Below are 26,396 nucleotides of genomic sequence, written 5' to 3'. Positions count from 1 at the left end.
TTGCCTCGTGGCCAAACCTGCGCTTGTGCCGCGACCTTGTGCTTCGTAAAACGGCCGGAGCCAGTACGGCATTTGCGGGCCAGACAGGTGGGCGCGATGGATTTCCCACAAACGCGCGATAATACAGAGATTCGTGCCCGGTAGCCCACCAGTTTACGAAGGTGAAGGTACAGTTTGAGCCAAGTCATCCCAGCCAGCGCGGATCCCGCAGCCTTCCGACGCCCTTATGACGGTCAGATCAGGGTCAACCGTGTCTCGATCACACCAGCGGTTCTGCCCGCAGATGAAATGATGGCCACGATTCCCGCACATTCTGTTGAGGCCTGCGTGGCACAACTGCTGGCCGCAATAGAAACCGGACGGGAATTCTGCATCCATTCCGGCACCGCCCCCCTTGCCACGCCCGATGGAGGTGCGTTCCTGCAATGCGAAACCTCCGGCTCTACAGGGCAACCCAAGCGGGTCCGTCGCAGCCACGCCTCCTGGATCCGGTCTTTCATGGTGGATCGCGCGCTCTGGAACATCACGCCGCAGGATCGCATCGCCGTCTTTGGCCCACTCAATCACTCGCTGGCACTCTATGGTGCGGTCTCGGCGGTGCATCTGGGCGCGCAGGTGGACGTCTTTACAGCCCCCCGCCCTGACACGCGGTTGCAAATGCTGCGCGCGGCAATGCCGTCACTATTATATGCCACACCCGCGCAATTGCGTCAGCTTGCGGCGTGTTGCGACGCCGGCACCGGCATCCCCGGCACCCGGCACGTCATGATCGGCGGCGGCTTTCTGGACAAGGCCACTCGCAATGCCTCAGCGCAACTGTTTCCCGGCGCGGTCTTGCACGCATTTTACGGCGCAAGCGAAACCAGCTTCATCGCAATCTCTGATGCCACGACGCCCCCCCTTTCGGTCGGTCGCGCCTATCCCGGCGTCGAAATCCGCATCCGTGATGAGCAGGCACGCGACCTGCCCCCGGATCACCCCGGCGAGGTTTGGGTCCAGAGCCCCTATCTGTTTGAGGGTTATGCGCAGGGCACCAGCGCACAGACCCGCTGGCAGGACGGTTTTCTGACGGTGGGCGAATTGGGATGGCTTGATCCCGAGGGGCATCTGTTTCTGGCGGGGCGGCGCGACCGGATGTTCACCGTTTCTGATCAAAACGTCTTTCCCGAACTGATCGAGAGGGTGCTGCTGGATCAGCCCGGCGTAACACATGCGGCCGTTCTGCCGCGCCCCGATGCCAAGCGCGGCGCGGTGCCGGTCTGCTTTCTGTCCGCCGGGCCGCAGGGTGTTGATACCGACGCGGTGCTGGCTGCCTGTCGCCGCCAGCTTACCCCGCAGGCCGCACCACGGCGCGCCTTCGTACTGACGGACTGGCCCACCCTGCCTTCGGGCAAGACCGACATCACCGCGCTGTCCCAACTGCTCAAGGCGCAGACATGAGCCGCGCCGTCATCATCGCCGCACGGCGCAGCCTTGTCGCACCGCGTGGCGGGGCGCTCGCACATCTGCACCTTCACGAAATCGCCGCCCCGGTGACCCAAGCCTGCCTGACGGATGCCGGGCTGGTGCCGGACAGCGTTGACGAACTGATCATGGGCAATGCGCTTGGCGCAGGCGGCAATCCGGCGCGCGTTGCGGCGCTGGCGGCAGGCTTGCCGTTGCGCGTGCCGGGGCTGAGCCTTGATCGCCAGTGCTGTTCCGGGCTGGATGCGCTGCGCCTCGCTCAGGCGTTGATCGAGGCCGGTCAGACCGAGGTGGTGATTGCGGGCGGTGCGGAAAGCTATTCCCGCCGACCGGTCCGCATGACCGCCGCGCAAGGGGGCGCACCCGCGCAGGAATACGACCAGCCGCCCTTTACCCCCTGGCCCGACCGGGACCCGGATATGGCCGAAGCGGCGGATGCGCTGGCGCGACACCTCGGGATCTCACGCGCGGCGCAGGACGCATGGACGGTGGACAGTCACGCGCGTGCCATCGCCGCCCGTGCCGACCTGTCCGCTGAGATCGTCGGAGATGCGCCTGACAGCTATACGCGCGCGATGACGCCTGCGCTTTGCGCCCGCGCGCGCGCAATCTGCGGCAGCGTCACCCGCGCCAACACCGCCGTGGCGGCCGATGCGGCTGCGTTCTGCGTTCTGGTCTCGGAAAAATATGCGCGCAGGCGCGGCCTGCCCTACGTCACGATTTTGGGTGGCATGGCATTGGGCGGCGATCCGATGCTCCCCGGCCTTGCCCCTGTCGCCGCGATCAACGCGACCTTGGCCGGGCTGAGCCTGTCGCCCGCCGATCTTTCCACTGCCGAGATCATGGAAGCCTTCGCCGTGCAGGCCATCGCCTGTGTCGAGCAGACCGGCCTTGACCCGGCGATCGTCAACCGCAACGGCGGCGCGCTTGCACGCGGCCATCCCATCGGCGCGTCGGGGGCAATCCTTGCAGTTCGGCTGTTTCACGACCTGCGCGGGACAGGCGGGCGCGGGCTGGCCGCGATTGCCGCTGCGGGCGGGATCGGAACCGCGCTTGTGTTAGGTGGCGAGGGTTAGCCCCCGCGCCGGAACATCACGCTCGGGACAGAACGCTGGCGGGCCGCGCCTTGGCGAGCGCGGCGGTGACAAACCCTGCCAGAGCGGCCTTGATCAGATCACCGGGAATGAAGGGCGACACCAGCAGCGCAGCCTCGGGGAATGACTTGTCCAGCGTTATCGCCATGCCGGCGATCCCGAACAAATACAGCACCCCGATGCCGCCGACAAATGCTCCCAGAATCGACGCCGGCAAAAGTGCCAGCCGCGGGGTTTTCTCGACGATCAGACCCGCCACGAAGGCGGCAACCGGAAATCCAACCAAAAAGCCGACAGTTGGCGAGGCAAACAGCCCAAGCCCGCCGCGACCACCGGCCAGAAGCGGCAGCCCCAATGCCACCAGCAACAGGAACAGCAGCACCGCCAGCGACCCGCGCCGCGCGCCCAGAACCGTCCCGCACAGCATGACGCCAAGGCTTTGCGCCGTGATCGGCACCCCAAAGCCCAGGGTGATCTTCGGGATCAGCCCCAATACGGCGATCAATGCAGCGAACAGGGCGATCAGGACGGTGTTGCGTTCCAAGAGGCTATTCCTTCGGAGGGTTGAACCAGAGTTATGGCTGGGTATCGAAGCCGCCGCGCGCGCGCAAGGCTTCGGCCACCTGTTCGGCATCGTCAATCGCGGTGACGGTAATTGGCATGACCAGTTGCCAACCCGGACGGCGGGCGCTTCGGGCGCGCCAGGATTCGATCAGCGTTCCGGCCTTGCCCAGCAGAACCGGCGTGAACCGCACCACAAGCGCCATTGCATAGCCGATCGGGGCGGTGCGAATGCCAAGCCGTTCCAGCGGAGACAACAACCACAACACCAGATCCGTCAGATCGTCGAGCCGCGTCGTCATCGTCACCAGATTGGCCAGTCCGACCGCCGCAACAAGGCGCAGCGCCACTGCAACCCCCGTCACCGGATCGCCCGCGATCAGATGCCAGACAAGAACAATCGCGACAAATACCCAAAGCGGACGCAGGAACCTGACGCCCTCCACCAGAAATCGCCAGCCAACCACAAGATAGGCCAGCGCGACGCCCACAACCGCCGCCAGCAACAGTACAGGGCTTTCGATCAGGTAGAGAAGAAAAACGCCACCGGAAACAAGCGCCAACTTCAGCGACGCGGGCCAGCGGTGATACGCGGTCCTAGTCGAGGAGGTCAGCGCCAGCATCGTCCGCCTCCGTCATTGCGGCCTCATAAAGTGTCAAGGTCTGCACTGCCGGTCCGCTTTCGCGGATTGCCCCATTATCCATCCAGATCACCCGATCGTAACCCGCCAATGCCGCCGGATCATGGGTGATGTGAAGGACGGAGGGCCCCACCTGCGTCAGGTAGCGGTGCATCTGTCGCGTGGTCGGAATGTCGAGCCCGGTAAAGGGCTCATCAAGGATGATCAGCGCAGGCTCCATCGCCAGCACCGCCATGAGGCAGACCAGATGGCGCTGCCCCTGCGACAGCGTGGCGACGGCACGCCCCTGCCAATGCGTCTTGCCAAAACGCGCCAGCATCGCAACTGCACCGTCCCGCGCTGCGTCCTTGCTGCGTCCAAGCTGCCGCAAACCGAAAGCCAGCTCTTCTTCGACCGTCGGAAAAATAATCTGATGATCGGGGTTCTGGAACAATATGCCGACAGTCCGGATCGCGGCGCGGCGATCCCGCGCAACATCGACCCCGTTGATCAAAACACGGCCACTATCCGGGCGAATAAGTCCCGCAAGGATCCGCGCCAGCGTGGTTTTGCCAGACCCGTTTCGCCCCACCAGTCCGATCCGGGCATCAGATATGTCCAGGAAGGTCTTGGCGATCACCTCGCGCCCGTCTCGCGAATAAGACACGCCCTCTAGTGTGATGCGCGCCCTTGGCGTCATTTTGGTTGGGATCGGGGCAACATGCATCGCGCGGCGCCTGAGATTGAAACGGACCGCGCCTACCTAGTCCGATGTGCCCGCGACTGCAACGCGCATGCCCCACCGCTGCCTGCCGTCAAGAAAGTCCAAAGCGAGCGTTGTCGCACGAGCCTGGCGACAGCGGACTCATCTCGCGCCGCCACTCTCTTAGACGCGCAGCGTGAGCAAGCCAATCGTCCGCATGGCATCACGTCAACGGGCTAAGCGGCACTCAGGCACCCAGCGAGAGTCGCCTTGCAACGCCCATGCAGGTGCTGTGATGAACCAGCCGGCATGTTTTTTGACGTACACGTTTTTGTGCTGCACCTCCCACCAACGGCAATTGTTACATCCGCGCGCGTCACAAAAGCACTGGTGAGGCGCGCAAAAGCCAAGCCTGTTTGACGCGCACAATTGCTGTGCGATTTTGCACGCGGCACAGGTCGTAAGCCTCGATTTTCAATGGCAATTCGGCGTGATCTGGTGCGAGTGTTTTGTGATTTCAAATTTGGCCTCGTTGGTCCCAATTATCAGTCATCGCCAACGAATGCTGGCGCAGACAAATCCAGGGCCAATCAGCCCACCCATCTGAAAGGACACAATATGAACCGCATTATCGCAATCGCAGCCGTCGCAATCGCAACCGTTGCAGGTGCAGCAAACGCAATGACCCAGGACAACGCGGCCGCTGTCCGCGCAATCAATTCCTATGCGCCCTCCGTAGACGTTTCGACGCTCGACGACTCGACCATCCTCGCCGCCCTTCAGGCCATCCACGGCTCCGGCACCGAGAGCGAAAAATCCTCTACCGTTCGTGCAATCCTGCTGAACGCCAACTAAGCCCAGTTGGTTGCCACCCCTGATCGGACGCCGCGGCATCACGCCAGCGGCGTCCATCTCACAGCGTCGTGACCGAATCGTGACGAAATCAGCGGAACGCTTTGGCGGGGTCACGCATTTTCTCTCCAGCGACGCCGATCAGTTGCGTTGTCGCGCTGACGATCGGCTTTAACTTTTGAACAGGAGAGACTTATGAAACATCTTATGCTTGCAACCGCCCTGACCGCAGCCACTATTTCGGGTGCAGCCTTTGCTCAGGAAGCGCTTGAAAACCAGATTGAAACCTTTGCTCCGAACATAAATTACGAAGCGCTGAGCGAAGATGCCCGCCTGCAAATCGCCAATGTCATCAACGGCAGCGGCAGCTTTAGCGAAAAGCAATCCACCGTTACAGCCCTTGCGCTTCAAGAAAACGCAATGGAGGAAGGTTCCATGATGGAGGACAACCCCTACGTCTTCTACATGTCGGATGAGCAATACACGACTTTCGCAAATGATCTAAAAGGTTTTGAGCCATCGGCTGACCCAGCCAACTTGTCGAATGACACACGCTTGCGCCTGATGGCTGCAATGTATGGCAGTGGCAGCCACAGCGACAAAGCCAGCTTGGTGAAATCGATCCTGCTGGATTCCTAAGACACCTATCGGCGAAATTAGTCGTCAGTATAAATGCAAGAAGGGCCACCCAATCAGGGTGGCCCTTTTTGTCACGTCGAACCCTGCGGAGGGTTGTTTGCCCCCCGCGCAGTCAGTTTGATTACTCGATGATTTTCGAGACGACGCCGGAGCCGACTGTGCGGCCGCCTTCGCGGATCGCGAAGCGCAGCTTTTCTTCCATCGCGATCGGTGCGATCAGCTCAACTTCGAATTTCAGGTTGTCGCCCGGCATCACCATTTCGGTGCCTTCGGGAAGAACAACCGTGCCGGTCACATCCGTCGTGCGGAAGTAGAACTGCGGACGGTAGTTCGCGAAGAACGGCGTGTGACGGCCACCCTCGTCCTTGGTCAGGATATAGGCTTCTGCCTCGAACTTGGTGTGTGGCTTGACCGAACCCGGCTTGCACAGAACCTGTCCACGCTCAACGCCTTCGCGGTCGATACCGCGCAGCAGGGCGCCGATATTGTCGCCGGCTTCACCACGATCCAGCAGCTTGCGGAACATTTCCACACCGGTGCAGGTCGTCTTGCGCGTGTCACGAATGCCAACGATTTCAAGCTCGTCGCCGACGTTCACAACGCCACGCTCGACACGGCCGGTCACAACCGTCCCGCGGCCGGAAATCGAGAACACGTCCTCGATCGGCATCAGGAAGGGCTGGTCCACGGCGCGCGCGGGCTGGGGGATGTACTCGTCGACAGCCGCCATCAGTTCCTTGATCTTGTCTTCGCCGATCGCGTTGTCGCGACCTTCCAGAGCGGCCAGCGCCGAACCGGCGATGATCGGGATATCGTCGCCCGGATAGTCATAGGCCGACAGAAGCTCGCGCACTTCCATCTCGACCAGCTCAAGCAGCTCTTCGTCGTCGACCTGGTCAACCTTGTTCAGGAACACGACCATCGCAGGGATGCCAACCTGGCGGCCCAGCAGGATGTGCTCGCGCGTCTGCGGCATCGGGCCGTCAGCGGCGTTCACAACCAGGATCGCGCCATCCATCTGCGCCGCACCGGTGATCATGTTCTTGACATAGTCAGCGTGGCCGGGGCAGTCGACATGCGCGTAGTGGCGGTTCTCGGTCTCATACTCGACATGCGCGGTCGAGATCGTGATCCCGCGCGCCTTTTCTTCCGGCGCGCCGTCAATCTGGTCATACGCCTGGAAGTCACCGAAATATTTCGTGATCGCAGCCGTCAGCGTCGTCTTGCCGTGGTCCACATGGCCAATCGTGCCAATGTTGCAATGCGGCTTGGAACGCTCAAACTTTTCCTTTGCCATACCTTCAGGCGCCTCGTCTATTGGGGGGTCATATCAACCCGAGTTGCATCGCGGGCGATGTAGTGAATCAAGACAGGGAAATCAAGCGTCAGTTACCGGTGGCCGCTGCCTGCCCCATCTCAGAGCCGCCCGCAGCGACGGTCTCGTCAGTCACGGTGTTTCCTGCAACAGCGGCGCTGGCCATGGTGTCTTCGCTCTCGGATACCGGCCCGCCGAACCAACCCTGCTCTGCCTGTTGCGCGCGCAACCACTTTTCGGTTTCCAACGCGGCCTCTTCGGCAAGCGCTTTCATCGACTCTTCGCGAGAGGATGCAAGCCGGGTCTCGAAAACCTTGATGACGGCAATGGGCTCTGGCTTGTCATTCAGCTTGCTGGCGGCGGCGTCATCCCAGACCGTCACGGCAATCTGCACAGCCGATTTGCCCGGCACCAAGGGCGGCGGCAATGAATAGGCCTCGACTCTCAGCCCCATATTGTAGCGCTTTTCACCGTCAAACCGGCCAAAGCGTTGCAGATACGCCTCCTCGACCACCTTGACCCATTCCTCGGACGTTGCCGCCCGCGACACCAACAGCTTTTGCGGCGACGGGGCGGCCGCAGCGACGAAACCAAGGCTGAAATCACCCAACGGATCGGGCCGGTCTTTCAGATCGCGTGTGGCATCGCCACAGGCCGCCAACCCCACACAGGCGATAAGCGACAGGATGAAGGGTCGGAACATGAAGGCTACCTCGACTTAGAAAATCTTGTCCGACCGGGTTACCTGACACATGGCCTCCACGCAATGCGCCGCAGTTTGCAGAACCGCGCCGGACACCTATATCTGTTGCAGACATGAGGTGACGGATGCCAGCCATACAGCCCCCTTTGGGCGTCAAGACACAGGCCGCGCTTCCTGTGCGTGTGCCGCTCGTGACCCAGCCGATGGGCGTGCTGGCCAGTCTGCGCGCGGCGCGCACCAACCTGTTGTCGATCATCCCCGACATTGCCACAAGGCAACCCATGGTATCCGGGCGCACGGGAAAGCGTTGGCATATGGTGATGGATCCGGCCGCGTTGCGACGGATCCTTCTTGAAAAACTGGACGACTATCCGAAATCTGATGTGACAAAGAACCTGCTGCGCCCGGCGATCGGCGAATCGCTTTTCATCGCGGAAGGTGCGCATTGGCGCTGGCAGAGGCGCGCCACCGCGCCTGCCTTCTCGCACCGCAACGTGTCCAATCTGGCACCCGTGATGACCGAGGCAGCCGGGCGCACGCTGGACCGTTTGCAGGCCCAGCAGGGCCGCGCCGTGAATATGTATGACGAGATGGTTGCGACCACCTTCGATGTCATCTCCGAGGTGACGTTTTCCGACGATCAGGGGATCGACCGCGGCGCGGTGCATGACGCGATCGAGCAATACATCGCCGAGGCCGGCAAAGTCTCGCTTTTTGACCTCTTCGGATTGCCGGACTGGGTCCCGCGGCCTGGGCGGCTGATTTCAGGGAAGGCGATGAAGGATACAAAATCGCTGGCGGATCGTGCAATCGAGGCGCGCGCGGCGCGCCAGAGCACCGGCGTCCCGGACCTTCTGGACCTGCTGCTTGCGGGCGAGGATCCGGATACGGGTCGGCGAATGAACACCGCCGAGATGCGCGACAACCTACTGACATTCATTGTCGCGGGGCACGAAACCACCGCACTGGCGCTGTCCTGGTCGCTTTACCTTTGTGCGTTCGATCCGGCCGTTCAGGACGAGGCGCGGGCAGAGGCACAGCGCGTTCTTGGGGGGCGGACGGGCTTTGAGGCCGACCACATCCCCAAGCTTGGACTGATCCGGCGCATCGTGGACGAGGCCTTGCGTCTGTATCCGCCCGCAGCGCTGGTGTCGCGCACCGCTCGGCAGGCCGATGAATTGTGCGGACGGGAGATCCGCCCCGGCGATACTGTGATGGTCCCGATCTATGCTTTGCACCGGCACCATCAACTCTGGGAGGATCCGGATGCGTTTCGCCCTGACCGATGGGGCGATGGCGGCAAAATCGACCGTTATGCCTACCTGCCGTTCGGCGACGGCCCCCGCATTTGCATCGGTGCCAGTTTCGCCTTGCAGGAGGCCGTTCTGATCCTCGCCACGCTACTGGCGCGATTCCGCTTTACGTCTGTCAAAGGGCGTGCGCCCGATCCGGTCATGATCCTGACGCTGCGCCCCGAAGGCGGGGTGTGGCTGGAGGCCGAGCCGGTCTGAGGCGTCGTCGCTTTTAGCGATTTGCCCCTGGAATCCACAACACATCATGCGCGCCGTTGTCGTTGGCACGGCGGGCGGCAACGAAAAACCAATCAGACAGGCGGTTGAGATACTTCACGGCCGCCGGATTGACCTGCTCTGCTGCGGCAAGTTCAACGGCCAGCCGTTCGGCCCGGCGCGACACGGTGCGACACATGTGCAAATGCGCCGAAAGCGCGCTTCCACCGGGCAGGATAAAGCTGCGCAGCGGCGCAAGATCGGCGTTCATCTCGTCAATCTCGGCCTCCAGTCGAGATACCTGTGCATCGACCATCCGCAATGGCGGGTATTCGGACTCCGCGTCTTTTTCCATGTCGGGGCGGCACAGATCCGCACCAAGATCGAAAAGGTCGTTCTGGATACGTCGCAGCAGCGTGTCCAGATCGTCGTCAGCATGCAGCCGCGCCACGCCCAGAACCGAGTTCAACTCGTCCACCGTGCCATAGGCCGTTACGCGCATGGAATGTTTGACCACCCGCGCGCCGTTGCCCAGTGCGGTTTCGCCCTTGTCGCCAGTCTTGGTGTAAATCTTGTTCAATACCACCATCGGTCTGCCCCTATCGTCTCAGCCACACGAAGATCAGGATCAGTACAACCGTCACAAACTGGGCGACGATCCGGTAGCGCATGATCCGGTTGGCATGTTTCTTGTTGAACTCTCCGCCTTTTGCGAAGCCTCCGATCCCGGTCATCAGGATCAAGACGACCGCAGCCATCACCACGACGATCACTATGAAGAATGGATCCTTGGTCATATTGTCCTCGCATCAGGATATTCTCGCCGATGTAGGCCAAATCTGTGCAAAAGCGAATGCCTAATCGGACGCATTACCCGCGTGAAAGCAGCGCATCCAGCATCCGAACGGGCAGAATGCGACGCAGAAACGCCATCACACGGGTCGGCACGGTGACGGCATAGCGTGCGCGGGGCCTGCGCGCATTCAAGGCACGCATCAGCACTTTGGAAACCGCAGCCGCGGGCAGTTCGAACGGCGTCGGCCCATCATCTTCGTACAGCCGTTTCAGAAGCGTGTCGCGATATTGCGCAGCGCGGGCAGAGTTTTCCCAGTCCACCCAGCGTTCGAAATGTGGAATCGAGTTCTTCCGAAAGGGCGTGGCGATCGGACCCGGCTCTATCAGGATCACCTTGATATCAGTGTCGCGCATTTCGATCCGTAGCGAATCGGTCAACCCTTCAAGCGCGAATTTCGACGCGACATAGGCCCCCCGCCACGGTGCCGTCACCAGCCCCAGCACGGATGAACAGTTGATGATACGCCCCTGCCCTTGCGCCCGCATAATCGGCAGAACCAGTGTGGTCAGTTCGTGGACACCAAACACGTTGGTTTCGAATATCTCCTGCAACGCGCCGCGAGGCAGATCCTCGACAGCGCCGGGCGTGGCGAAGGCACCGTTGTTGAACAGCGCGTCAAGCGTTCCGTCTGTCGCCTCCAGCACCTCTGACAGGCCCAGAACGATGCTTTCCGGGTCGGCATAGTCGATGCGGGGCGACGCGAACCCTTCCGAAATCAGCAGCGCGCAATCGGCTTCTTGCCGGCACGAGGCAAAAACCTGCCAGCCGGCATCGCGCAAGGCATGCGCGGCGTCATAGCCGATCCCCGAAGAGCAGCCGGTAATGAGGATGGATTTTCTGGGCATAGCCTACTCGCGCGACGTTGCGGTGGAGCTAGTGCATTCGTCATGCAGACGCAATCGGACGGGGTCCGGACAGCTTCGGCGCTGGCGTTAATCAGCCGACGACAGGAGGAAATCCGCCATCCAGCCGACGCGGCCTGTGTCGGCAACGCGCAGTTTGACCCAGCCATCACCCGTTTCTTGCAGCACCTCGACCGCCACGCCACGCCCCAGCGAGCCAAGCACGCTAAAGTTGGTGCCGGGACCATCGCGCATATTGACGCGATCACCGTTCACAGCGCGGATTTCCATGGCGGCATCCGAGACCGCAGGCGTTGCAATTTCTGCATCTACGGCGGGCCTGCGCACATCAAGACGCACAAGCGTCGTCGCGCGCCGGGTGTGATTCGCCTTGACCTGACGTGTCAGTTCGGCAGGCATCACGGGCGAAAAGGACGCCAGCCGCGCGCCCTCGGACTGGGCAGCCTGGCGCGGTGCAATGATCGACGAGGCATTTCCGTTTGCCGGGGCGACGGATAACAGCTCTGCCGCGGATATATCAGCGCGCGCGACGGTGTTCATCTCAACCCGCGGGTCGGTTTTCACAGTTTCGGGCACGAAGTCCGCCCCGCCACTCAGCTCGTAAAAGGCCCAACCAAGCACCGCAAATGTCAGCATCATAAATCGTACCATCGAACCGCCCTTCGGACTGCATAAACCAATTAAAAACAGCGACACATTACGCCGTGGATCCGATTATAGACGATTCGCCCTGTATTCAGATGTGTAAATCTACCTAAAATTCCCCGGCACAGCTTTACCCTGTCATTTCGCACGGCTATCACATCATCTATGGATGACGGTGATAACGACAACAAGATAACCCCCCGCGATCTCGCAGAACCGCTGCGCAGAGCGATCGGTGATCGGTATCTGACCTATGCGCTGAGCACGATCATGCATCGCGCCTTGCCCGATGCCCGTGACGGTCTGAAGCCGGTCCACCGACGTATCCTGTTTGCAATGCGCGAATTGCGGCTGACCTCCACCGGGGGGTATCGGAAATCCGCGAAAATCTCCGGCGACGTGATGGGCAACTATCACCCGCATGGCGACGCCGCGATCTATGACGCGATGGCGCGATTGGCGCAGGATTTCAACGTTCGTTACCCGCTGGTCGATGGTCAGGGCAATTTCGGCAATATCGACGGCGACAACCCGGCCGCCAGCCGCTACACCGAAGCACGGCTGACCGTTGTTTCCGAGGCTTTGCTGCAAGGTCTGAACGAGAACGCCGTTGATTTCCGAGACAACTACGACGGCACCCTGACAGAACCTGTCGTCCTGCCCGCGACCTTCCCGAACCTGCTGGCAAATGGGTCATCCGGCATCGCCGTGGGCATGGCGACGAACATTCCGCCGCATAATATCGCCGAACTGGTGGATGCCTGTCTGCATCTGATCCGCACGCCCGACGCCCGCGACGATACCTTGCTGCAATATGTGCCCGGCCCCGACTTTCCTACGGGCGGCGTGCTGGTCGAACCATCCGAGAATATCGCGCAGGCCTACCGCACGGGGCGCGGGTCATTCCGCTTGCGGTGCCGCTGGCATATCGAGGATCTGGGACGCGGCCAATGGCAGGTGATCGTCACCGAAATCCCCTATCAGGTTCAGAAATCCAAGCTGGTCGAACGCATTGCAGAGCTGATCCAGACCAAGAAAATCCCGATCCTTGCGGATGTCCGCGACGAATCCGCCGATGACATCCGCATGGTGCTGGAACCCCGGTCCAAGAATGTCGACGCGGATGTGCTTATGGGAATGCTGTTTCGCAGTTCCGACCTTGAGGTCCGCTTCAGCCTGAACATGAACGTGCTGATCGACGGGCTGACGCCCAAGGTCTGCTCGATGAAGGAGGTGCTGCGCGCCTTCCTCGACTTCCGTCGCGAGGTTTTGATCCGCCGCAGCCAGCACCGGATGGAAAAGATCGACCACAGGCTGGAGGTGCTCGAAGGCTTGATCGTCGCCTTCCTCAACCTCGACCGTGTGATCGACATCATCCGCTATGATGACGACCCGAAACCTGCGCTGATGCGCGAGGATTGGGGCCGGACGTTCGTGCGTGCCACGGATCAGCACGATTATGTCTCGCCGCCAGCGGCGAGTGATGACGGGCTGGGCCTGACCGAGATCCAGGCCGAGGCGATCCTCAACATGCGTCTGCGCAGCCTGCGCCGCCTTGAGGAGATGGAACTGGTCCGCGAGCGCGACACGCTGATGGAGGAACGCGCCGGGCTGGAGGATCTGCTGGAGGATGACGGCCTGCAATGGGCACAAATCTCCGACCAGTTGCGCGCAACGAAAAAAGCGTTTGGCAAGGATTACGAAGGCGGTGCCCGCCGGACAACCTTTGCCGAGGCCACCGACACGCCCGATGTGCCGCTTGAGGCGATGATCGAGCGCGAACCGATCACCGTCGTGTGCTCGCAGATGGGCTGGATTCGCGCCATGACCGGCCATATCGACCTGACCCGAGAGCTGAAGTTCAAGGATGGCGATGGGCCACGGTTCATCTTTCACGCGGAAACGACGGACCGGCTGCTTGTTTTCGGATCAAACGGACGTTTCTACACCGTGTCCGGCGCAAACCTGCCCGGTGGGCGGGGTATGGGCGAACCGCTTCGCCTGATGGTCGATCTGCCCAACGAGGCCGAAATCGTCGATCTGTTTATCCACAAACCCGACAACAAGCTGCTTGTCGCCTCCACCGCGGGCGACGGATTCGTCGTGCCCGAAGCCGAAGTGCTGGCGCAGACCCGCAGCGGCAAGCAGGTGCTGAACGTCCGTGGCGAAACACGCGCGCTGGTGTGCAAACCCGTCAGCGGCGATCATGTCGCAGTGGTCGGTGAGAACCGCAAAGTGCTGGTCTTCCCGCTGGACGAGCTGCCGGAAATGGCGCGCGGCAAGGGCGTCCGGCTACAGAAATTCAAGGACGGAGGCTTGTCCGACGCCACCACGTTCACCCTGGCAGAAGGGCTCTCGTGGCGCGACCCCGCAGGGCGCACACGCACCGAATCTGATCTGGGTGAATGGATCGGAAAGCGCGCTGGATCCGGCCGCATGGCCCCGCGTGGATTTCCCAGAGACAATCGCTTCAACTGACAGTCCGAACACCGAAATTTGCGCGCAACAAGGTATCTCTGTCGGGGCACCGCTTCAAAAACCCGACGTAGGTTGGCGCTAACGGGACGATTTTGGCCTGTTTCCCCGCGTTCAGAGCCGCTATCAACCGCAAAGAAGTCTTCAAAGGCCGTCCATCGGGCGGCTGATCATCAAGAGGAGAGCTACGCCGATGAAGGTCCTTGTGCCGGTCAAGCGCGTGATCGACTATAACGTGAAAGTTCGTGTGAAGGCGGACGGTTCGGGTGTCGATCTTGCCAATGTGAAGATGTCGATGAACCCCTTCGACGAAATTGCCGTGGAAGAGGCAATCCGCCTCAAGGAAGCAGGCAAGGCAGATGAAATCATCGCCGTCAGCATCGGCGTGAAGCAAAGCCAGGAAACGCTGCGTACCGCGCTGGCGATGGGCACCGACCGCGCCATTCTGGTGATTGCCGCCGATGACGTGCACACCGATATCGAACCGCTCGCCGTGGCCAAGATCCTTGCGAAGATCGTGGAAGAAGAGCAGCCGGGCCTTGTGCTTTGCGGCAAGCAGGCGATCGACAATGACATGAACGCCACCGGCCAGATGGTTTCCGCGCTGTTGGGCTGGTCGCAGGCGACCTTTGCTTCCAAGCTGGAAATCGACGGCGACCATGCCAATGTCACACGCGAAGTGGATGGCGGCTTGCAGACCATCAAGGTCAAGATGCCTGCCATCGTCACCGTGGACCTGCGCCTGAACGAACCGCGCTATGCCTCGCTGCCCAACATCATGAAGGCCAAGAAAAAGCCGATGGACGAGAAGACCGCCGCCGATTACGGCGTCGATTGCGCGCCGCGGCTTGAGGTCGTCAAGACCTCGGAACCGGCAGAGCGTGCTGCCGGCATCAAGGTGGGGTCGGTCGACGAGCTTGTTGCGAAACTCAAAGAAGTGGGGGCTGTGTAATGGCTGTTCTTCTCCTTGCCGAAGTGAATGACGGCGAACTGGCGCTGGACGCCACTGCCAAGGCCGTAACCGCCGCAAAATCGCTGGGCGACGTGACGGCGCTGTGTGTTGGGGCCACGGCCGCCGCCGCAGCAGAAGCCGCCGCAAAGATCGACGGGGTGGCCAAGGTGCTTTGCGCCGAAGATGCCAGCCTTGGCCACCGTCTGGCCGAAGCGACCGCCGCCCTGATCGTCAGCCTGGCGGGCGATTATGAACATATCGTTGCCCCGGCTACCACGGATGCGAAAAACATCCTGCCCCGCGTTGCGGCGCTGCTGGACGTGATGGTGCTGACCGATGTGTCTGGTGTTGTTGACGGATCCACTTTCGAACGTCCGATCTATGCCGGCAACGCGATCCAGACGGTGAAATCCGCGGACGCGACCAAGGTGATCTCTTTCCGGACATCGACCTTTGATGCGGCTGGCAGCCAGGACGCAGCGCCTGTCGAGAATATCTCTGCGACAGACAATCCCGGCCTGTCCGAATGGGTCGAGGACAAGGTGGCCGAAAGCGACCGCCCCGAACTGACCTCGGCCGGGGTTGTCGTCTCGGGTGGTCGTGGCATCGGTTCGGAAGAGAACTTCGCCATGATCGAAAAGCTGGCAGACAAGCTGGGTGCCGCCGTGGGCGCGTCCCGTGCGGCCGTCGATTCCGGCTTCGCCCCCAACGACTGGCAGGTTGGCCAGACGGGCAAGGTCGTGGCACCGGATCTTTACATAGCGGTCGGGATTTCGGGTGCGATCCAGCATCTGGCCGGCATGAAGGACAGCAAGGTGATCGTCGCGATCAACAAGGACGAAGAAGCGCCTATTTTCCAGGTCGCGGATTTTGGCCTTGTCGCCGACCTGTTCGATGCTGTCCCGGAACTGACAGAAAAGCTCTGACAGAGCGCCTTACCGCCTGAACGAATTGCCTTCAGATGGGCGGAAAACATGCAGAGGGTCGGCGAAGCATCGTCGGCCCTTTGTGCTTAAGAAGCCGTCTCGACCTCACCGGTTTTCAAAGCTGAGCGCGCCTTCACCCCATCCGAACAGGCCCCAACACGCAGGGTCAGCACGGCCTCGAAAAAAACCGCTGTTTGACTGTGAATGCCGAACCGGACGTCAGGCGGCACCGGGAATACGGACTCTGCGCCCGCCTTCCTGAAAATGTGTAAACGACTGCGGCCACACCGTTCCGGGCCAGCGAATTTCCATTTCGCCCAAGCGTGGGCGATAGACTGCCGTGTAAAGCGTGCCGAAACCAACATCGAACGCTGTCGAATAGAGCGGCGGACGCAGGAATGCACTGATGAATTTATCCTCTGGGTCACGGTGCAGCGTCAGGCGTTGAAGGAGGAAACGCTCACGTTCGACCGTCGCGGTGAACCGCGCATGGCTTATCCATTCGACGTTTTCCTGATGGTTTGTCGCAACCGCGGCATGCGTGATTATCGCCGGTCTGTCGGGTGCCATCATCGCCGTCAGATACTGTCGCTTGGCATCCAGAACTGTCACATTATAGCTCATATGAGTTGGCAGGCGTGCCAGGGCCTTACCGGCCTCTTCGGTCGTCTCACAGGTTTGCAGAATGTAGCGCAGAATGATCGGCACTCCGAAACCGTCGCCAACCACGCGCCTGCCCCCAAATGTCAGCGAGATAGACACTCCCGCGTCGTTCATCCCGTCAACCAGCCCCCAAAGCCCGTCAGAGGTGCCGATCACGCCCCTGCCCTGCCAAGCGGTTTTCAGCACAAGGCTGTCAAAGGCGTTTGGGTCATAGTCATAATTGCGCACGAGGACCGGCTCTTGCCCCGTCCAGATTGCCTGACTGCACCCCGACAGGTAGGGCGGCGGGTTATAGAAGCTCAGGAACCGTGCGGCCTGATCGCCGCCACCGGCCAGTTCGCACAGCTCGTCATAAAGCGGCACGATTTCCGGCATATGAGTTTGAAGCGCGCGCCTGCTTTCCAGATAGCTTGGGCGGGCGGCGTCGCCCTCCTTCAGCCACCAACGCCGGTAATCCGGCCAGTATTCCGCGAAGAGCCCGGCCCACTTCGGACCGGGTAAGTTCTCGCTAAGCGCGCGCCAGTGCATCACCTATCCCCTAAAGGATCTTGAAAGCAGGATCGGCGACCGCTGGGCCTGCATCGGCGACAGGCAACGCCCTGCCTTCGACAGTTTGCTTGATGCCGTGGATCCACTTCTTGGCGCGCTCGTTCAGCGCGAACCCCTTTGTCATGGACCGTCCGCGCGTCACCAGGATACCGATATCGGCACCTTCATAGCGGTAAGATCCCGGCTGCATGATTTGCAAGAAGAACGCCTCGTTTTCGGATTCCACAGCACGTCGGTGATAGTCAAACCGGTCAAAGACCACCCGACCATCTTCCAGCATCTTGTAGATGCCGGTCTCAGGTGCCGCGGTGCATATATCAACCTCGTCTTCCGTGTGCTTGATGACCATCTGCGACCAACTGTCGATCATGTCTGGGTCCGCCCAACGATCGTTCAACTCTGTCGTATCAAGGCTGAATTTCTTCTTGGAGAACTCAAGCAGATGGAACAGGAACAGCGGCGCATCGGCATGGGCAAAGGCGGCGTGGTTGGTCATGGACGACGCCCCTGTGATGCGCGGATTCAATTCGCCCAACCACAAGTCCCCGGTTTTCTTGTCGATCAGGAAATCCAGTTCAAAGTAGCCGCGATAACCTTCCTTGCGGAGTTGCTCACCGAATTTGAAGGTCAACTCGCGCGCCTTTTGACGGACCTTTGGCGGGAACGCAGTCGACAGGATTTCGTTGCCACACCAGCCGCCCCGATATGGCGTCAGATCGCTGAAACCGACAAGTTCTGTCATCAACGGGCCAACAATCGTGCCTTCTTTCGTCGCACACGCCTCGATCGCCGAACCTCGGCAATCAATACGCTTCATGATCTTGATCTCGCCTTCCCCTATGATCTCATGCTCATGTCGGCGGAAATCAGCTTCGGACTTGATGAAGAAGGTTGTATGGCCGCTGTCGCCAAAGGCCGATTGCAGAACCAGATCGTGACCAATACCCGCCTTTTCGCAGGTCTTTTGCAGATCCTCATAGGATTTCACCTCGGCCAATACGTTCGGCACGGACGGCACCCCGGCCTTGTTGCCGATGCGGACAGTTTCGATCTTGTTGTCCATTGCCGTGCGCAGTTTGGCTTTCGGGAACCAGACATCGGCACCCAACTCCTTGGACAGACGCTCTGTTTCCTCGTCGAACATCAGGAAGACAAACTTGGGCTTTCCCCCGCGCCGCTTGATGAAGTCGATGACCTCTTTATGCTGCAAAAGGTAGTTGTTTATGTCCTCGATGGACTGGAATTCCGCATGCGGCTGCTCGGACGGGCAAAACACGTTTGGATGCTTGCCACCGTAACAATCAATATAGCAGATATATTTGAAATTCTTGACCCATTCGTCCAATCCCAGAAGGTTGAAGTTCGTCGCGGAAATAAAGTAGATCGGATCTTCATTCCGGTGAAAGAAGCGGCGTATCTCCGAAATATTCTTAAGCACAGTGGCCATATCTTTATTCCTTCCTTATTCAGCGGCAGTTTTCTGGTGTTTGGCTACAGACAAAGTTTCCAACGCTTCCGAGGTGAAGACCCGCAGACCCAGATCGGCGCGGTATCCATGGATTTCGTTGACATCAAGCGCGCGCATGAATGCCAATATTTCCTGCGAAATAACCTGCCCCGGAACCAATATCGGAAAGCCGGGCGGATAGGGGATAATGAAGCTGGCCGAGACGACTTCCCGGCCTGAATCCAGCGCCTCTTTCAGTGAGCCATCCAATTCTAGGTAGTCACAGTTTTTTTCATCATAGCTTAGGTAATAGGCTGTCCGGATATCCCCTTCAGGCGTCACATTGTCGGGCCGGAATGCATCGTGGAACCGACTGAAATCGGGCAATGGCGGGTAATTCTCGGTCAGGTTCTTGACCCTTTTGTCAAAAGACAGCCGTTCCATTTTGGACGCATCATCCAGAAGCTCGTCCAGTTCCTTGCCAATTTCGACCAGCACTTCAATCAGATAGGCGACCGATGATCGCGTCGTCCCTATGTTGGTCATAAACAGAACCGTATTACGCGAGGTTTTGTTGATCTGGATTCCGTATTTATCCATCAGGACATCATTCTTGAACGTGTCGCCGTCCCAACCAGTGCCCCCGACGGCAAGGGTAACGCGCGTGGCGTCCAGAACGAAATCGTCGTTTTCCCAGCAATCCCACATGTCAGTCCAGCCCTGGTCACTATCGAAATAGCTGGTCACTCCGCTTTGACGATGATGGTCCGGGATCATGTCGCCAGCGGTCAACACCTTGAAATATTTCTGAAGCAAGGGATGGCTGCTGATAGCTTTGCGCATCGACATTGCCGCTTCGACTTGTCGTTGAACGAATTCAAATCCTTCGAGTTCAACCTGACGCCGACCAACGTCCAGAGACGCGATGATCTGATAGTTCGGCGAAGTGGACGTATGGGTCATATAGGCCTCGTGGAACGATTGCTCCACTTCGCCCTTAAAGTCCTGATCGTTGACGTGGATCATGGAACCCTGCCTGAGGGAGGTCAGAGTCTTATGCGTCGATTGCGTGGAATACGCTCTGATCCGCGCATTGGGAGGCGCGATAAGCCGGGCTTCCAGCCATTCCTCGTCAGAGGCATCAAGCAATTCTTGCTGCTGTGCCTCGTAATCCGACTTGTGTTCTTCGGTCCGCAAACGGGTCCGCAGATCGTTTGCGGTGCGCATTGCGGTGCGCCGACGATATGTCGGGCTGAAACGCGCGAAGGCGAACCACGCCTCATCCCAAAGGAATACGAGGTCCGGCTTGATTGCCAAACATTCCTCCATCACGCGCTCGACATTATAAACCAAACCATCAAACGTGCAGTTGGTCAGCAATAGCATCCGCACGCGGTCCAGTTTCCCGGCGGCTTTCAGCTCTAGCAGCTGGTGCTTGATTTCACGAAGCGGCACGGCCCCGTACATCGAATATTCATTCAGCGGGTAACTGTCGAGGTAGACAACCTCCGCCCCGGCCAGAACCATGCCGTAATGGTGGGATTTGTGGCAGTCCCGGTCGACCAGTACGATGTCGCCGGGGCGCACCAGCGCCTGCACGACAATCTTGTTGCAGGTCGATGTTCCATTGGTCGCAAAAAAGGTCTGCTTCGATCCAAAGGCCCGACTTGCGAGTTCCTGCGCTTCCTTGATCGGGCCATGCGGTTCCAGAAGGCTATCCAGACCACCCGACGTTGCCGAGGTTTCGGCAAGGAAGATATTCGGCCCGTAGAAGGCACCCATGTCCTGGATCCAGTGAGATCGGGTTATCGACTTGCCGCGGCTGATCGGCATGGCGTGGAACACACCGGTTGGCTGTTTGGAATATTCAACAAGTGCATTGAAGAAAGGCGTCTTGTTGCGTGCGCCCACACCCCGAAGGATATTCAGGTGCAGTTCCATAAAGTCTTCTTGATTGTAAAAGACTCGGCGACAGATCCCCAAATCCAGGCCGGCAATATCCTCGACCGAGCGTTCGGTGACCAGATAGGCATCAAGCTCTGGCCGCACGCGGTCAATCAGCCTGCACAGCTCTGGGCCATAATCCTCTGGCTGCGTTCCATCCAGTTCGTTTGCTTCGCTGGCGTTACGCAGATATTTCGCAAGTATTTCGTTGTCGTTTTTCGATTTCAGGGTCAGACCCGGCCGCACGACGATTGCTTGGATGTTGTGATTGAACAGAACCGCAATCAAAGCATCCTCAAGACTGGGAACAACCACTGCTTCATAATGGAACGGGTCTTCAGGGCGGCGCATCCGGCTGACGTTGGACTTTAGCCAGCGTTCCTGTTGATCACTCACGTCGTCAACGATCAGCACTTCGAAATAGGGCCGTGTCATCGCGCGGGCTTCCGGCGAAAGCATGGCCTCGTCGTTGTGCTCTTCATCATCCACACTGTCACGGTCCAGAGGGATCGTGCGGCGACGATATGCACCCGTTGTCAGGGCGCGCGTCACCCGCCGGACTGTAAAGCCAACGTCGTCATAATTCCCGTGTTCGAACTGCCGGCGCATGTGATCGAATGCCGCCATGCCCGGAAAAGCCCAATAGGGTTCGATCACGGCCAAGGAGTCGAATAATGAAGTGACCGTGGCCTTTAAAGCATTGGTTTTTTTGACCGTTGTTTCCCGCGAGATGGACGTGATCGCATCTCGCAGGGCGCTCCACCTGTCGGAACGCAATTGAGTCGCGGAATAGTAGTCACTTACGGAATCCATAGGTCTCTCTCCTGCCACATGGGCCAGAGCGTCATCCTGTGTCCGCAACGTCGACCGCTACGCCAGGATGCCCTAGCCTCCTAATAGTCTCTCCGGTAAGGGCGCTTTCCCCATCCCGAAGTCTGGGTTTCCACCATTGATTTCAGCTTCGCTCCCAGTTGGTACGTCCACATGCAAACCGGCGCGGGATCCCTGTTGCGGAATCTCAAGCGGCCCGAGTGTATTGAGAAATGCATCCGTGCCGCTGGTCCGATCATAGACCGAGAAATCCGTGGACCGATCGCGGAAGCTCTTGAGCACCTGACCAAGCCCCTTCATTCCGGTTTCACGCTGACGGCGCACCATCGACAGGTCAATCTCGATCGGGAACATGTCCTCCTGCCCAGCCGATTGATGAAGTACCAATGAGGTCGGATCAACGACACAGGATTTTCCGACGCCACCAGCCCCCAAGCCGTTTACATCAAAGACATAGCACTGGAATTGTGCCGCCGTCGCGCGCGCGATCGCCAGTTCCGCGTCACGGTCCGTGGTGCCGGTCAGAACCGGATGCAAAAGCACCTCGACGCCTTGGCTTGTCAGTTGGCGCGTCGTCTCTGGGAACCACATGTCATAACAAATCGACAGTCCGAAACGCCCAACTTCAGGTACGTCGAACACGCAGAATTCCGTTCCGGCGGCGACACCCGCCTCATAGGGCAAGAATGGAAACATCTTGGCATAGCGACGAATGATCTGACCGTCAGGATTGATGACCAAAGAGGTATTGTAGACTTCGCCATTCACCGGATGTGTCAGAAACATCGAGCCGGGGATCAGCCAGACTTTATGGCGACGGGCAGCCTCGCAGAACCGGTTAATGGTCTCGTTTTCTTGCTCAAGCTTGAATTTTTCAAGCGGACCGAAAGGGGCCAACTCGCTGAACAACACCATTTGTGTCCAGGGGAAGCGGGCCATGAGGACGTCGAGACGTTGCAACATTCCGTCGACATTGGGCTGCAATGGGTTGACGTACATCTGCACGCCGGCAATCGCAAAAGGGGTCATTTACTTAAATCTCCATGCTCGCAGAGTGGTCCGGACCGGACGATGTTACACTCTGGCTCGTGCATGTATTACGCCCTCAAAACCAAGACTGAAACCGGTGATCTGAACAAGTTGCGCAACGTATTTGCGCCATGGTTGCAGTCTGGATCGGTCTGGTTGGCGATAGAGCGATACGCTCTCATGTTCTTCTCCCGGTTCGTCGCAATCTTGTCCGCCTTCTCTTCGGAAGGCTTTGGCACGCCCGTTGTAACGCACATGCTATCCCGCTGACCTTACATCACTCATTTGAAAGCGAAATGTCTGAGCTTGGCAACTGAACTTGGAGTGTGGCAACTCCAGACCCGTCCTGCAACCAAATTCACATTTCTTCTGCAATGGTGTTCAATATTTTTAACATTCGGGGTGTTTGTCGAGGCTGTGAAGCCAGATATTCCGGCCCCGGAAAGGAAAAAAGGCGGGCTTTATGCCCGCCCTTTCTGGTTTAGTCCGGGCCGGTTTAACGCTGCGTTTCTGCGATCGCATCGCTCAGAGCCGCTTCAAAGATCGCCAGGCCCTCTTCGATGATGTCGTCCGACGCGGTCAGAGGCACCATGATCCGCAGCGCATTTCCGTGCATTCCGCAGGACAACAAGATCAGTCCGCGCTTCAATGCGTGGGCAACAACGGATTTTGTCAGTGCCGCGTCAGGGGTGGCGGTGTCGAAGTCGGTGACGAATTCTACCGCCAGCATCGCGCCTAGGCCACGAATGTCCCACATGCGGAACGGCGCGACACGGGCGCCGATCTCGGCAAACCGCGCGCGGAACGTCTCACCCAGAGCGGCTGAACGCGCAAGCAAGCCTTCTTCTTCGATCGCCTCGATCGCGGCCAGTGCTGCGGCGCAAGCGACCGGGTTGCCACCGTAGGTTCCGCCAAGCCCGCCGGGGATCACCGCGTCCATCACCTCTGCACGACCAATCACGCCAGCAATCGGATAGCCGCCCGCCATGGATTTCGCCACGGTGATGAGGTCGGGAACCACGCCGGAATGCTCTATTGCGAACCATGTTCCGGTACGTCCGAAACCCGCCTGAATCTCGTCTGCTATCAGCATGATGCCATGCTTGTCGCAAATCTCGCGCAGGGCAGTCAGCATCTCGAAGGGAACGGGCGTGTAGCCCCCTTCCCCCAAGACGGGTTCGATGATGATCGCCGCAATGCGTTCGGGCTGGGCATCGGTCAGGAACAGGTTTTGCAAACCCGTCAATGCATCCTGAACGGTAATACCGTCACGAACAGACGGGAATGGCGCGCGGAAAATGTCGGACGGGAATGGACCGACGTCCTTTTTGTAAGGGCTGATTTTTCCCGTCATGCCAAGCGTCAGCAAAGTGCGGCCGTGATACCCGCCCGTAAAGGCGATAACGCCAGGGCGCCCGGTCGCCGCGCGCGCGATCTTGACCGCGTTCTCGACAGCCTCGGCACCGGTCGTCACCAGCAGAGATTTCTTGGGGAAGTCGCCCGGTGCCAGCGCGTTCAGCTTTTCCGCCAGCGCGATATACGGCTCGTATGGGACAACCTGAAAACTGGTATGTGTGTAGTGATCCTCTTGCGCCTTCGCGGCGGCGATCACTTTGGGGTGACGATGTCCGGTGTTCAACACCGCAATTCCACCAGCAAAATCAAGATAACGATTGCCTTCGACGTCCCAAAGTTCGGCGTTTTCCGCGTGTTTGGCAAAGATCGGCGTTGCGGATGCCACACCGCGCGCAACGGACGCGTTACGCCGTGCTACCAACGCGTCATTGGTCTTGCTCAAACCGGCGTCGGGAACAACAGCGATCGCGGGCTTGCGCTTCGCAGGAGCTTTCGTCGTTTTTTTGGTCGCAGTCCTAGCCATCTCTTGACCCTTTCTGGTTTGACCCAAGTTGCAATATGGGTGTTTAAAATTCTCTTAGTATGTTTAAAATATCTGTCAACAGAAATTGACCTTCGCCATCTGATTGAGTGCAAGACCGAAAATTCACTTAAGTAACTCACATGCCAGAAGACTTCAGTGAATTTTGAGTTCACTAAGTCTGCACCTCGCGCTAAGTTGTCGAAAAAAAGGACGAATTTTTTGAATATCGGAAAGAGGTTACAGACGATCCGCAAGGCTCACGGCCTTTCGCAACGCGAGCTGGCGTCGCGTGCGGGCCTTACCAACGGCACAATTTCGCTTATCGAAAAGGATCGGACCAGCCCTTCAGTGGCCTCGCTGAAAAGTTTGCTCGACGCGATTCCAATTAGCATTGCAGAATTTTTTGCCGATATCGAAGAGACCGCCGAGCCCAAGCTGTTTTACTTGCCGCACGAATTTATCGAGGTGGCTCCAAAGTCGGGGCCTGCCGCCGTGTCTCTTAGACAGTTGGGGAATGCCAGCACCCACGCGCTGCAACTTCTTGATGAAACATATCCGCCAAAAGCGGATACCGGCCCCGAGCTTCTGAGTCATATCGGCGAAGAGGCCGGCATCGTGATCGAGGGCCAGATAGAGGTCACCGTTGGTGACGTGGTAAAAGTCCTTGGTCCCGGCGCGGGGTACCTCTTTGATAGCCGCGAACCGCATCGTTTTCGAAACGTCGGGACCACAGTCTGTCGGATCATCAGCGCCTGCACTCCGCCAACTTTCTAAGTCCTGTCTGCAAAAATCATTTGCTTTCGAACACCCTTGGCACACGGCTTCTTTTGCACCCGTGGTCGCGGAAATTGCCGCCAGATTCGACCAGCCCCTAACATGCCCTCGTCGATAGACGAAAATATGCGGGGCGGGTCATATACGCCCATCGCCAATGCATCTTAACGTTGCGATTCATCCAACAGTCGGGACAGTCGCGGAGCGATGGCGGCGGCGGCCTCTTGATGCGCCATTGGACCCATCAGTTCTTCCACGGCCAGACGATCGGTTTCAGCAAAAACCATCCCCTCCGTCCGGCGTTCAAGGGCCGTTATACTGGCGACAACTTCGATGACGTCTGCGGCTTGGGGGCGGATCGCCTCGACCATCGCGCGGTTCACGAACATCGGATCTTGGTCGTTGGCGATATCACAATCTTCTGGCGCATGTTCGGCGAACCATAACAGGACGGCCCGCCCCCGAAGCGACACCAGCAGTTGCCGCATTCGGGCCAGCCACGCATTGCGGAGTTCCTCTTTCACAATTTCAAACCGTTCCGCCGACAAATCCTGAAGGCTTTGCAGCATATGCCGATTGAAATTGAAATCGGTGAAGTCGACCTCGCTGTACAGTTCTTGCAACGACCTGGACGCCTTCAGGAAACGATCGTTTCTTCGTGGATGCACCGAGTAGAAGCGGTTGGACATATTCGACGCGCCCATCACCTGAAGAACGGTCACCGCAGCTTCCTCTGCTGCGTGCAACACCGCCGGTTCATTCAAATATACATCCAGCCCAGCATTCGGCGTTCCAAAATTAATGCAGGTTCTGTTTATCGACTTTTCGACAAGGACGGGGACCGGATCTCGCACAAAACGTCCATAGATCTCTGTCCCGCCCAGAAAGGCGATATACTCCCCGTGCAACTGTCGTCCTGGACCACGGAACAAGATGCGCGAATTGTCATAACGACACGGATGGTACTCCAGCCCAGTTCGGCCCGCTCTTTCATAGGTCATCTTACCCACCTTTATTTTCACCCGGCCACAGAATCGCTTGAATCTGTTGTGATTTGGCTAAAGCGCGAAGTTGAGAAGAAGTTTAGTCACCTGCCCTTGCACG

24 protein-coding genes are annotated in these 26,396 nt (G+C 59.1%); 9 read left to right on the top strand and 15 right to left on the bottom strand.

The features are described 5' to 3' along the window. Positions 1 to 174: 174 nt before the first annotated feature. Entirely contained in the window at positions 175 to 1,440 is a 1,266-nt protein-coding gene (locus B8991_RS07585) for a class I adenylate-forming enzyme family protein (protein ID WP_084351987.1), read from the top strand. Continuing rightward, on the top strand, positions 1,437 to 2,540 hold the full coding sequence (locus B8991_RS07580) for a thiolase family protein (RefSeq protein ID WP_084351985.1): 1,104 nt from the start codon (positions 1,437 to 1,439) through the stop codon (positions 2,538 to 2,540). The genes B8991_RS07585 and B8991_RS07580 overlap by 4 nt, the downstream gene beginning before the upstream one ends. Before the next feature lie 16 nt (positions 2,541 to 2,556). Here the strand turns inward: B8991_RS07580 and B8991_RS07575 are convergent, their stop codons facing one another. From B8991_RS07575 to B8991_RS07565, 3 genes are read right to left on the bottom strand one after another with little or no spacing between them, the layout of a single operon-like run. Continuing rightward, positions 2,557 to 3,102, bottom strand: coding sequence for a biotin transporter BioY (locus tag B8991_RS07575; RefSeq protein ID WP_084351983.1), 546 nt, complete (start codon positions 3,100 to 3,102; stop codon positions 2,557 to 2,559). A 31-nt stretch (positions 3,103 to 3,133) separates the two neighbouring features. Beyond that, positions 3,134 to 3,742, bottom strand: coding sequence for an energy-coupling factor transporter transmembrane component T family protein (locus B8991_RS07570; protein WP_084351981.1), 609 nt, complete (start codon positions 3,740 to 3,742; stop codon positions 3,134 to 3,136). Next, on the bottom strand, positions 3,717 to 4,406 hold the full coding sequence (locus B8991_RS07565) for an energy-coupling factor ABC transporter ATP-binding protein (RefSeq protein ID WP_235866574.1): 690 nt from the start codon (positions 4,404 to 4,406) through the stop codon (positions 3,717 to 3,719). Before B8991_RS07565 ends, B8991_RS07570 begins: the two co-directional genes overlap by 26 nt. A 654-nt stretch (positions 4,407 to 5,060) precedes the next feature. On the opposite strand from B8991_RS07565, the gene B8991_RS21055 reads away from it, so the two are divergent. Next, positions 5,061 to 5,297: a hypothetical protein gene (locus tag B8991_RS21055; protein WP_143514514.1), complete on the top strand. Its 237-nt coding sequence runs from the start codon at positions 5,061 to 5,063 to the stop codon at positions 5,295 to 5,297. Positions 5,298 to 5,489: 192 nt separating this feature from the next. After that, positions 5,490 to 5,933: a hypothetical protein gene (locus B8991_RS07555; protein WP_084351977.1), complete on the top strand. Its 444-nt coding sequence runs from the start codon at positions 5,490 to 5,492 to the stop codon at positions 5,931 to 5,933. A 121-nt stretch (positions 5,934 to 6,054) separates the two neighbouring features. On the opposite strand, the gene tuf is transcribed toward B8991_RS07555, so the two are convergent. Next, a complete protein-coding gene (gene tuf, locus B8991_RS07550; protein WP_084351976.1) occupies positions 6,055 to 7,230 on the bottom strand; it encodes an elongation factor Tu in 1,176 nt (391 codons plus the stop codon). 88 nt (positions 7,231 to 7,318) lie between these two features. Further along, complete coding sequence (locus tag B8991_RS07545; protein WP_084351974.1) at positions 7,319 to 7,951, bottom strand: hypothetical protein; 633 nt, start codon at positions 7,949 to 7,951, stop codon at positions 7,319 to 7,321. A gap of 125 nt (positions 7,952 to 8,076) precedes the next feature. Between B8991_RS07545 and B8991_RS07540 the strand changes: the two genes are divergently transcribed. Further along, complete coding sequence (locus tag B8991_RS07540) at positions 8,077 to 9,462, top strand: cytochrome P450 (RefSeq protein WP_235866573.1); 1,386 nt, start codon at positions 8,077 to 8,079, stop codon at positions 9,460 to 9,462. A gap of 13 nt (positions 9,463 to 9,475) precedes the next feature. Here the strand turns inward: B8991_RS07540 and B8991_RS07535 are convergent, their stop codons facing one another. From B8991_RS07535 to B8991_RS07520, 4 genes are all read right to left on the bottom strand, one after another. After that, positions 9,476 to 10,048, bottom strand: coding sequence for a cob(I)yrinic acid a,c-diamide adenosyltransferase (locus tag B8991_RS07535; protein WP_084351972.1), 573 nt, complete (start codon positions 10,046 to 10,048; stop codon positions 9,476 to 9,478). Between the two features lie 10 nt (positions 10,049 to 10,058). Next, positions 10,059 to 10,256 carry a twin transmembrane helix small protein gene (locus tag B8991_RS07530; protein WP_084351970.1) on the bottom strand — a complete coding sequence of 66 codons (198 nt, stop codon included), beginning with the start codon at positions 10,254 to 10,256 and terminating at the stop codon, positions 10,059 to 10,061. Between the two features lie 73 nt (positions 10,257 to 10,329). Continuing rightward, a complete protein-coding gene (locus B8991_RS07525) occupies positions 10,330 to 11,160 on the bottom strand; it encodes an SDR family NAD(P)-dependent oxidoreductase (protein ID WP_084351968.1) in 831 nt (276 codons plus the stop codon). Positions 11,161 to 11,247: 87 nt separating this feature from the next. Continuing rightward, on the bottom strand, positions 11,248 to 11,829 hold the full coding sequence (locus tag B8991_RS07520) for an SH3 domain-containing protein (RefSeq protein WP_084351966.1): 582 nt from the start codon (positions 11,827 to 11,829) through the stop codon (positions 11,248 to 11,250). Positions 11,830 to 11,988: 159 nt separating this feature from the next. On the opposite strand from B8991_RS07520, the gene B8991_RS07515 reads away from it, so the two are divergent. The 3 genes from B8991_RS07515 to B8991_RS07505 all read left to right on the top strand — a co-directional run bounded on the left by B8991_RS07515 (position 11,989) and on the right by B8991_RS07505 (position 16,176). Continuing rightward, positions 11,989 to 14,301: a DNA topoisomerase IV subunit A gene (locus tag B8991_RS07515; protein ID WP_084351964.1), complete on the top strand. Its 2,313-nt coding sequence runs from the start codon at positions 11,989 to 11,991 to the stop codon at positions 14,299 to 14,301. Between the two features lie 190 nt (positions 14,302 to 14,491). Next, on the top strand, positions 14,492 to 15,250 hold the full coding sequence (locus tag B8991_RS07510; protein WP_084351962.1) for an electron transfer flavoprotein subunit beta/FixA family protein: 759 nt from the start codon (positions 14,492 to 14,494) through the stop codon (positions 15,248 to 15,250). Next, positions 15,250 to 16,176, top strand: coding sequence for an electron transfer flavoprotein subunit alpha/FixB family protein (locus B8991_RS07505; RefSeq protein ID WP_084351960.1), 927 nt, complete (start codon positions 15,250 to 15,252; stop codon positions 16,174 to 16,176). The genes B8991_RS07510 and B8991_RS07505 overlap by 1 nt, the downstream gene beginning before the upstream one ends. A 219-nt stretch (positions 16,177 to 16,395) precedes the next feature. Here the strand turns inward: B8991_RS07505 and B8991_RS07500 are convergent, their stop codons facing one another. The 5 genes from B8991_RS07500 to gabT all read right to left on the bottom strand — a co-directional run bounded on the left by B8991_RS07500 (position 16,396) and on the right by gabT (position 24,518). Beyond that, complete coding sequence (locus B8991_RS07500) at positions 16,396 to 17,367, bottom strand: C45 family autoproteolytic acyltransferase/hydrolase (RefSeq protein ID WP_084351958.1); 972 nt, start codon at positions 17,365 to 17,367, stop codon at positions 16,396 to 16,398. Between the two features lie 10 nt (positions 17,368 to 17,377). Then, positions 17,378 to 18,835, bottom strand: a complete 1,458-nt coding sequence (locus B8991_RS07495; protein ID WP_084351956.1) for a biotin carboxylase — start codon at positions 18,833 to 18,835, stop codon at positions 17,378 to 17,380. A gap of 15 nt (positions 18,836 to 18,850) precedes the next feature. Then, on the bottom strand, positions 18,851 to 21,592 hold the full coding sequence (locus tag B8991_RS07490; protein WP_084351954.1) for an aminotransferase class I/II-fold pyridoxal phosphate-dependent enzyme: 2,742 nt from the start codon (positions 21,590 to 21,592) through the stop codon (positions 18,851 to 18,853). 72 nt (positions 21,593 to 21,664) lie between these two features. After that, a complete protein-coding gene (locus B8991_RS07485) occupies positions 21,665 to 22,639 on the bottom strand; it encodes a carbon-nitrogen hydrolase family protein (RefSeq protein ID WP_084351952.1) in 975 nt (324 codons plus the stop codon). A gap of 496 nt (positions 22,640 to 23,135) precedes the next feature. Next, entirely contained in the window at positions 23,136 to 24,518 is a 1,383-nt protein-coding gene (gene gabT / locus B8991_RS07475; RefSeq protein WP_084351948.1) for a 4-aminobutyrate--2-oxoglutarate transaminase, read from the bottom strand. A 219-nt stretch (positions 24,519 to 24,737) separates the two neighbouring features. On the opposite strand from gabT, the gene B8991_RS07470 reads away from it, so the two are divergent. Further along, positions 24,738 to 25,292: a cupin domain-containing protein gene (locus B8991_RS07470; protein ID WP_084351946.1), complete on the top strand. Its 555-nt coding sequence runs from the start codon at positions 24,738 to 24,740 to the stop codon at positions 25,290 to 25,292. Positions 25,293 to 25,456: 164 nt separating this feature from the next. Here the strand turns inward: B8991_RS07470 and B8991_RS07465 are convergent, their stop codons facing one another. Continuing rightward, positions 25,457 to 26,293, bottom strand: a complete 837-nt coding sequence (locus B8991_RS07465; protein ID WP_084351944.1) for a DUF6473 family protein — start codon at positions 26,291 to 26,293, stop codon at positions 25,457 to 25,459. Positions 26,294 to 26,396: the final 103 nt, after the last annotated feature.

This window comes from Primorskyibacter flagellatus (assembly GCF_900176485.1).
GTDB lineage: Bacteria > Pseudomonadota > Alphaproteobacteria > Rhodobacterales > Rhodobacteraceae > Primorskyibacter > Primorskyibacter flagellatus.
This window is presented reverse-complemented; position numbering and strand designations above follow the sequence as displayed.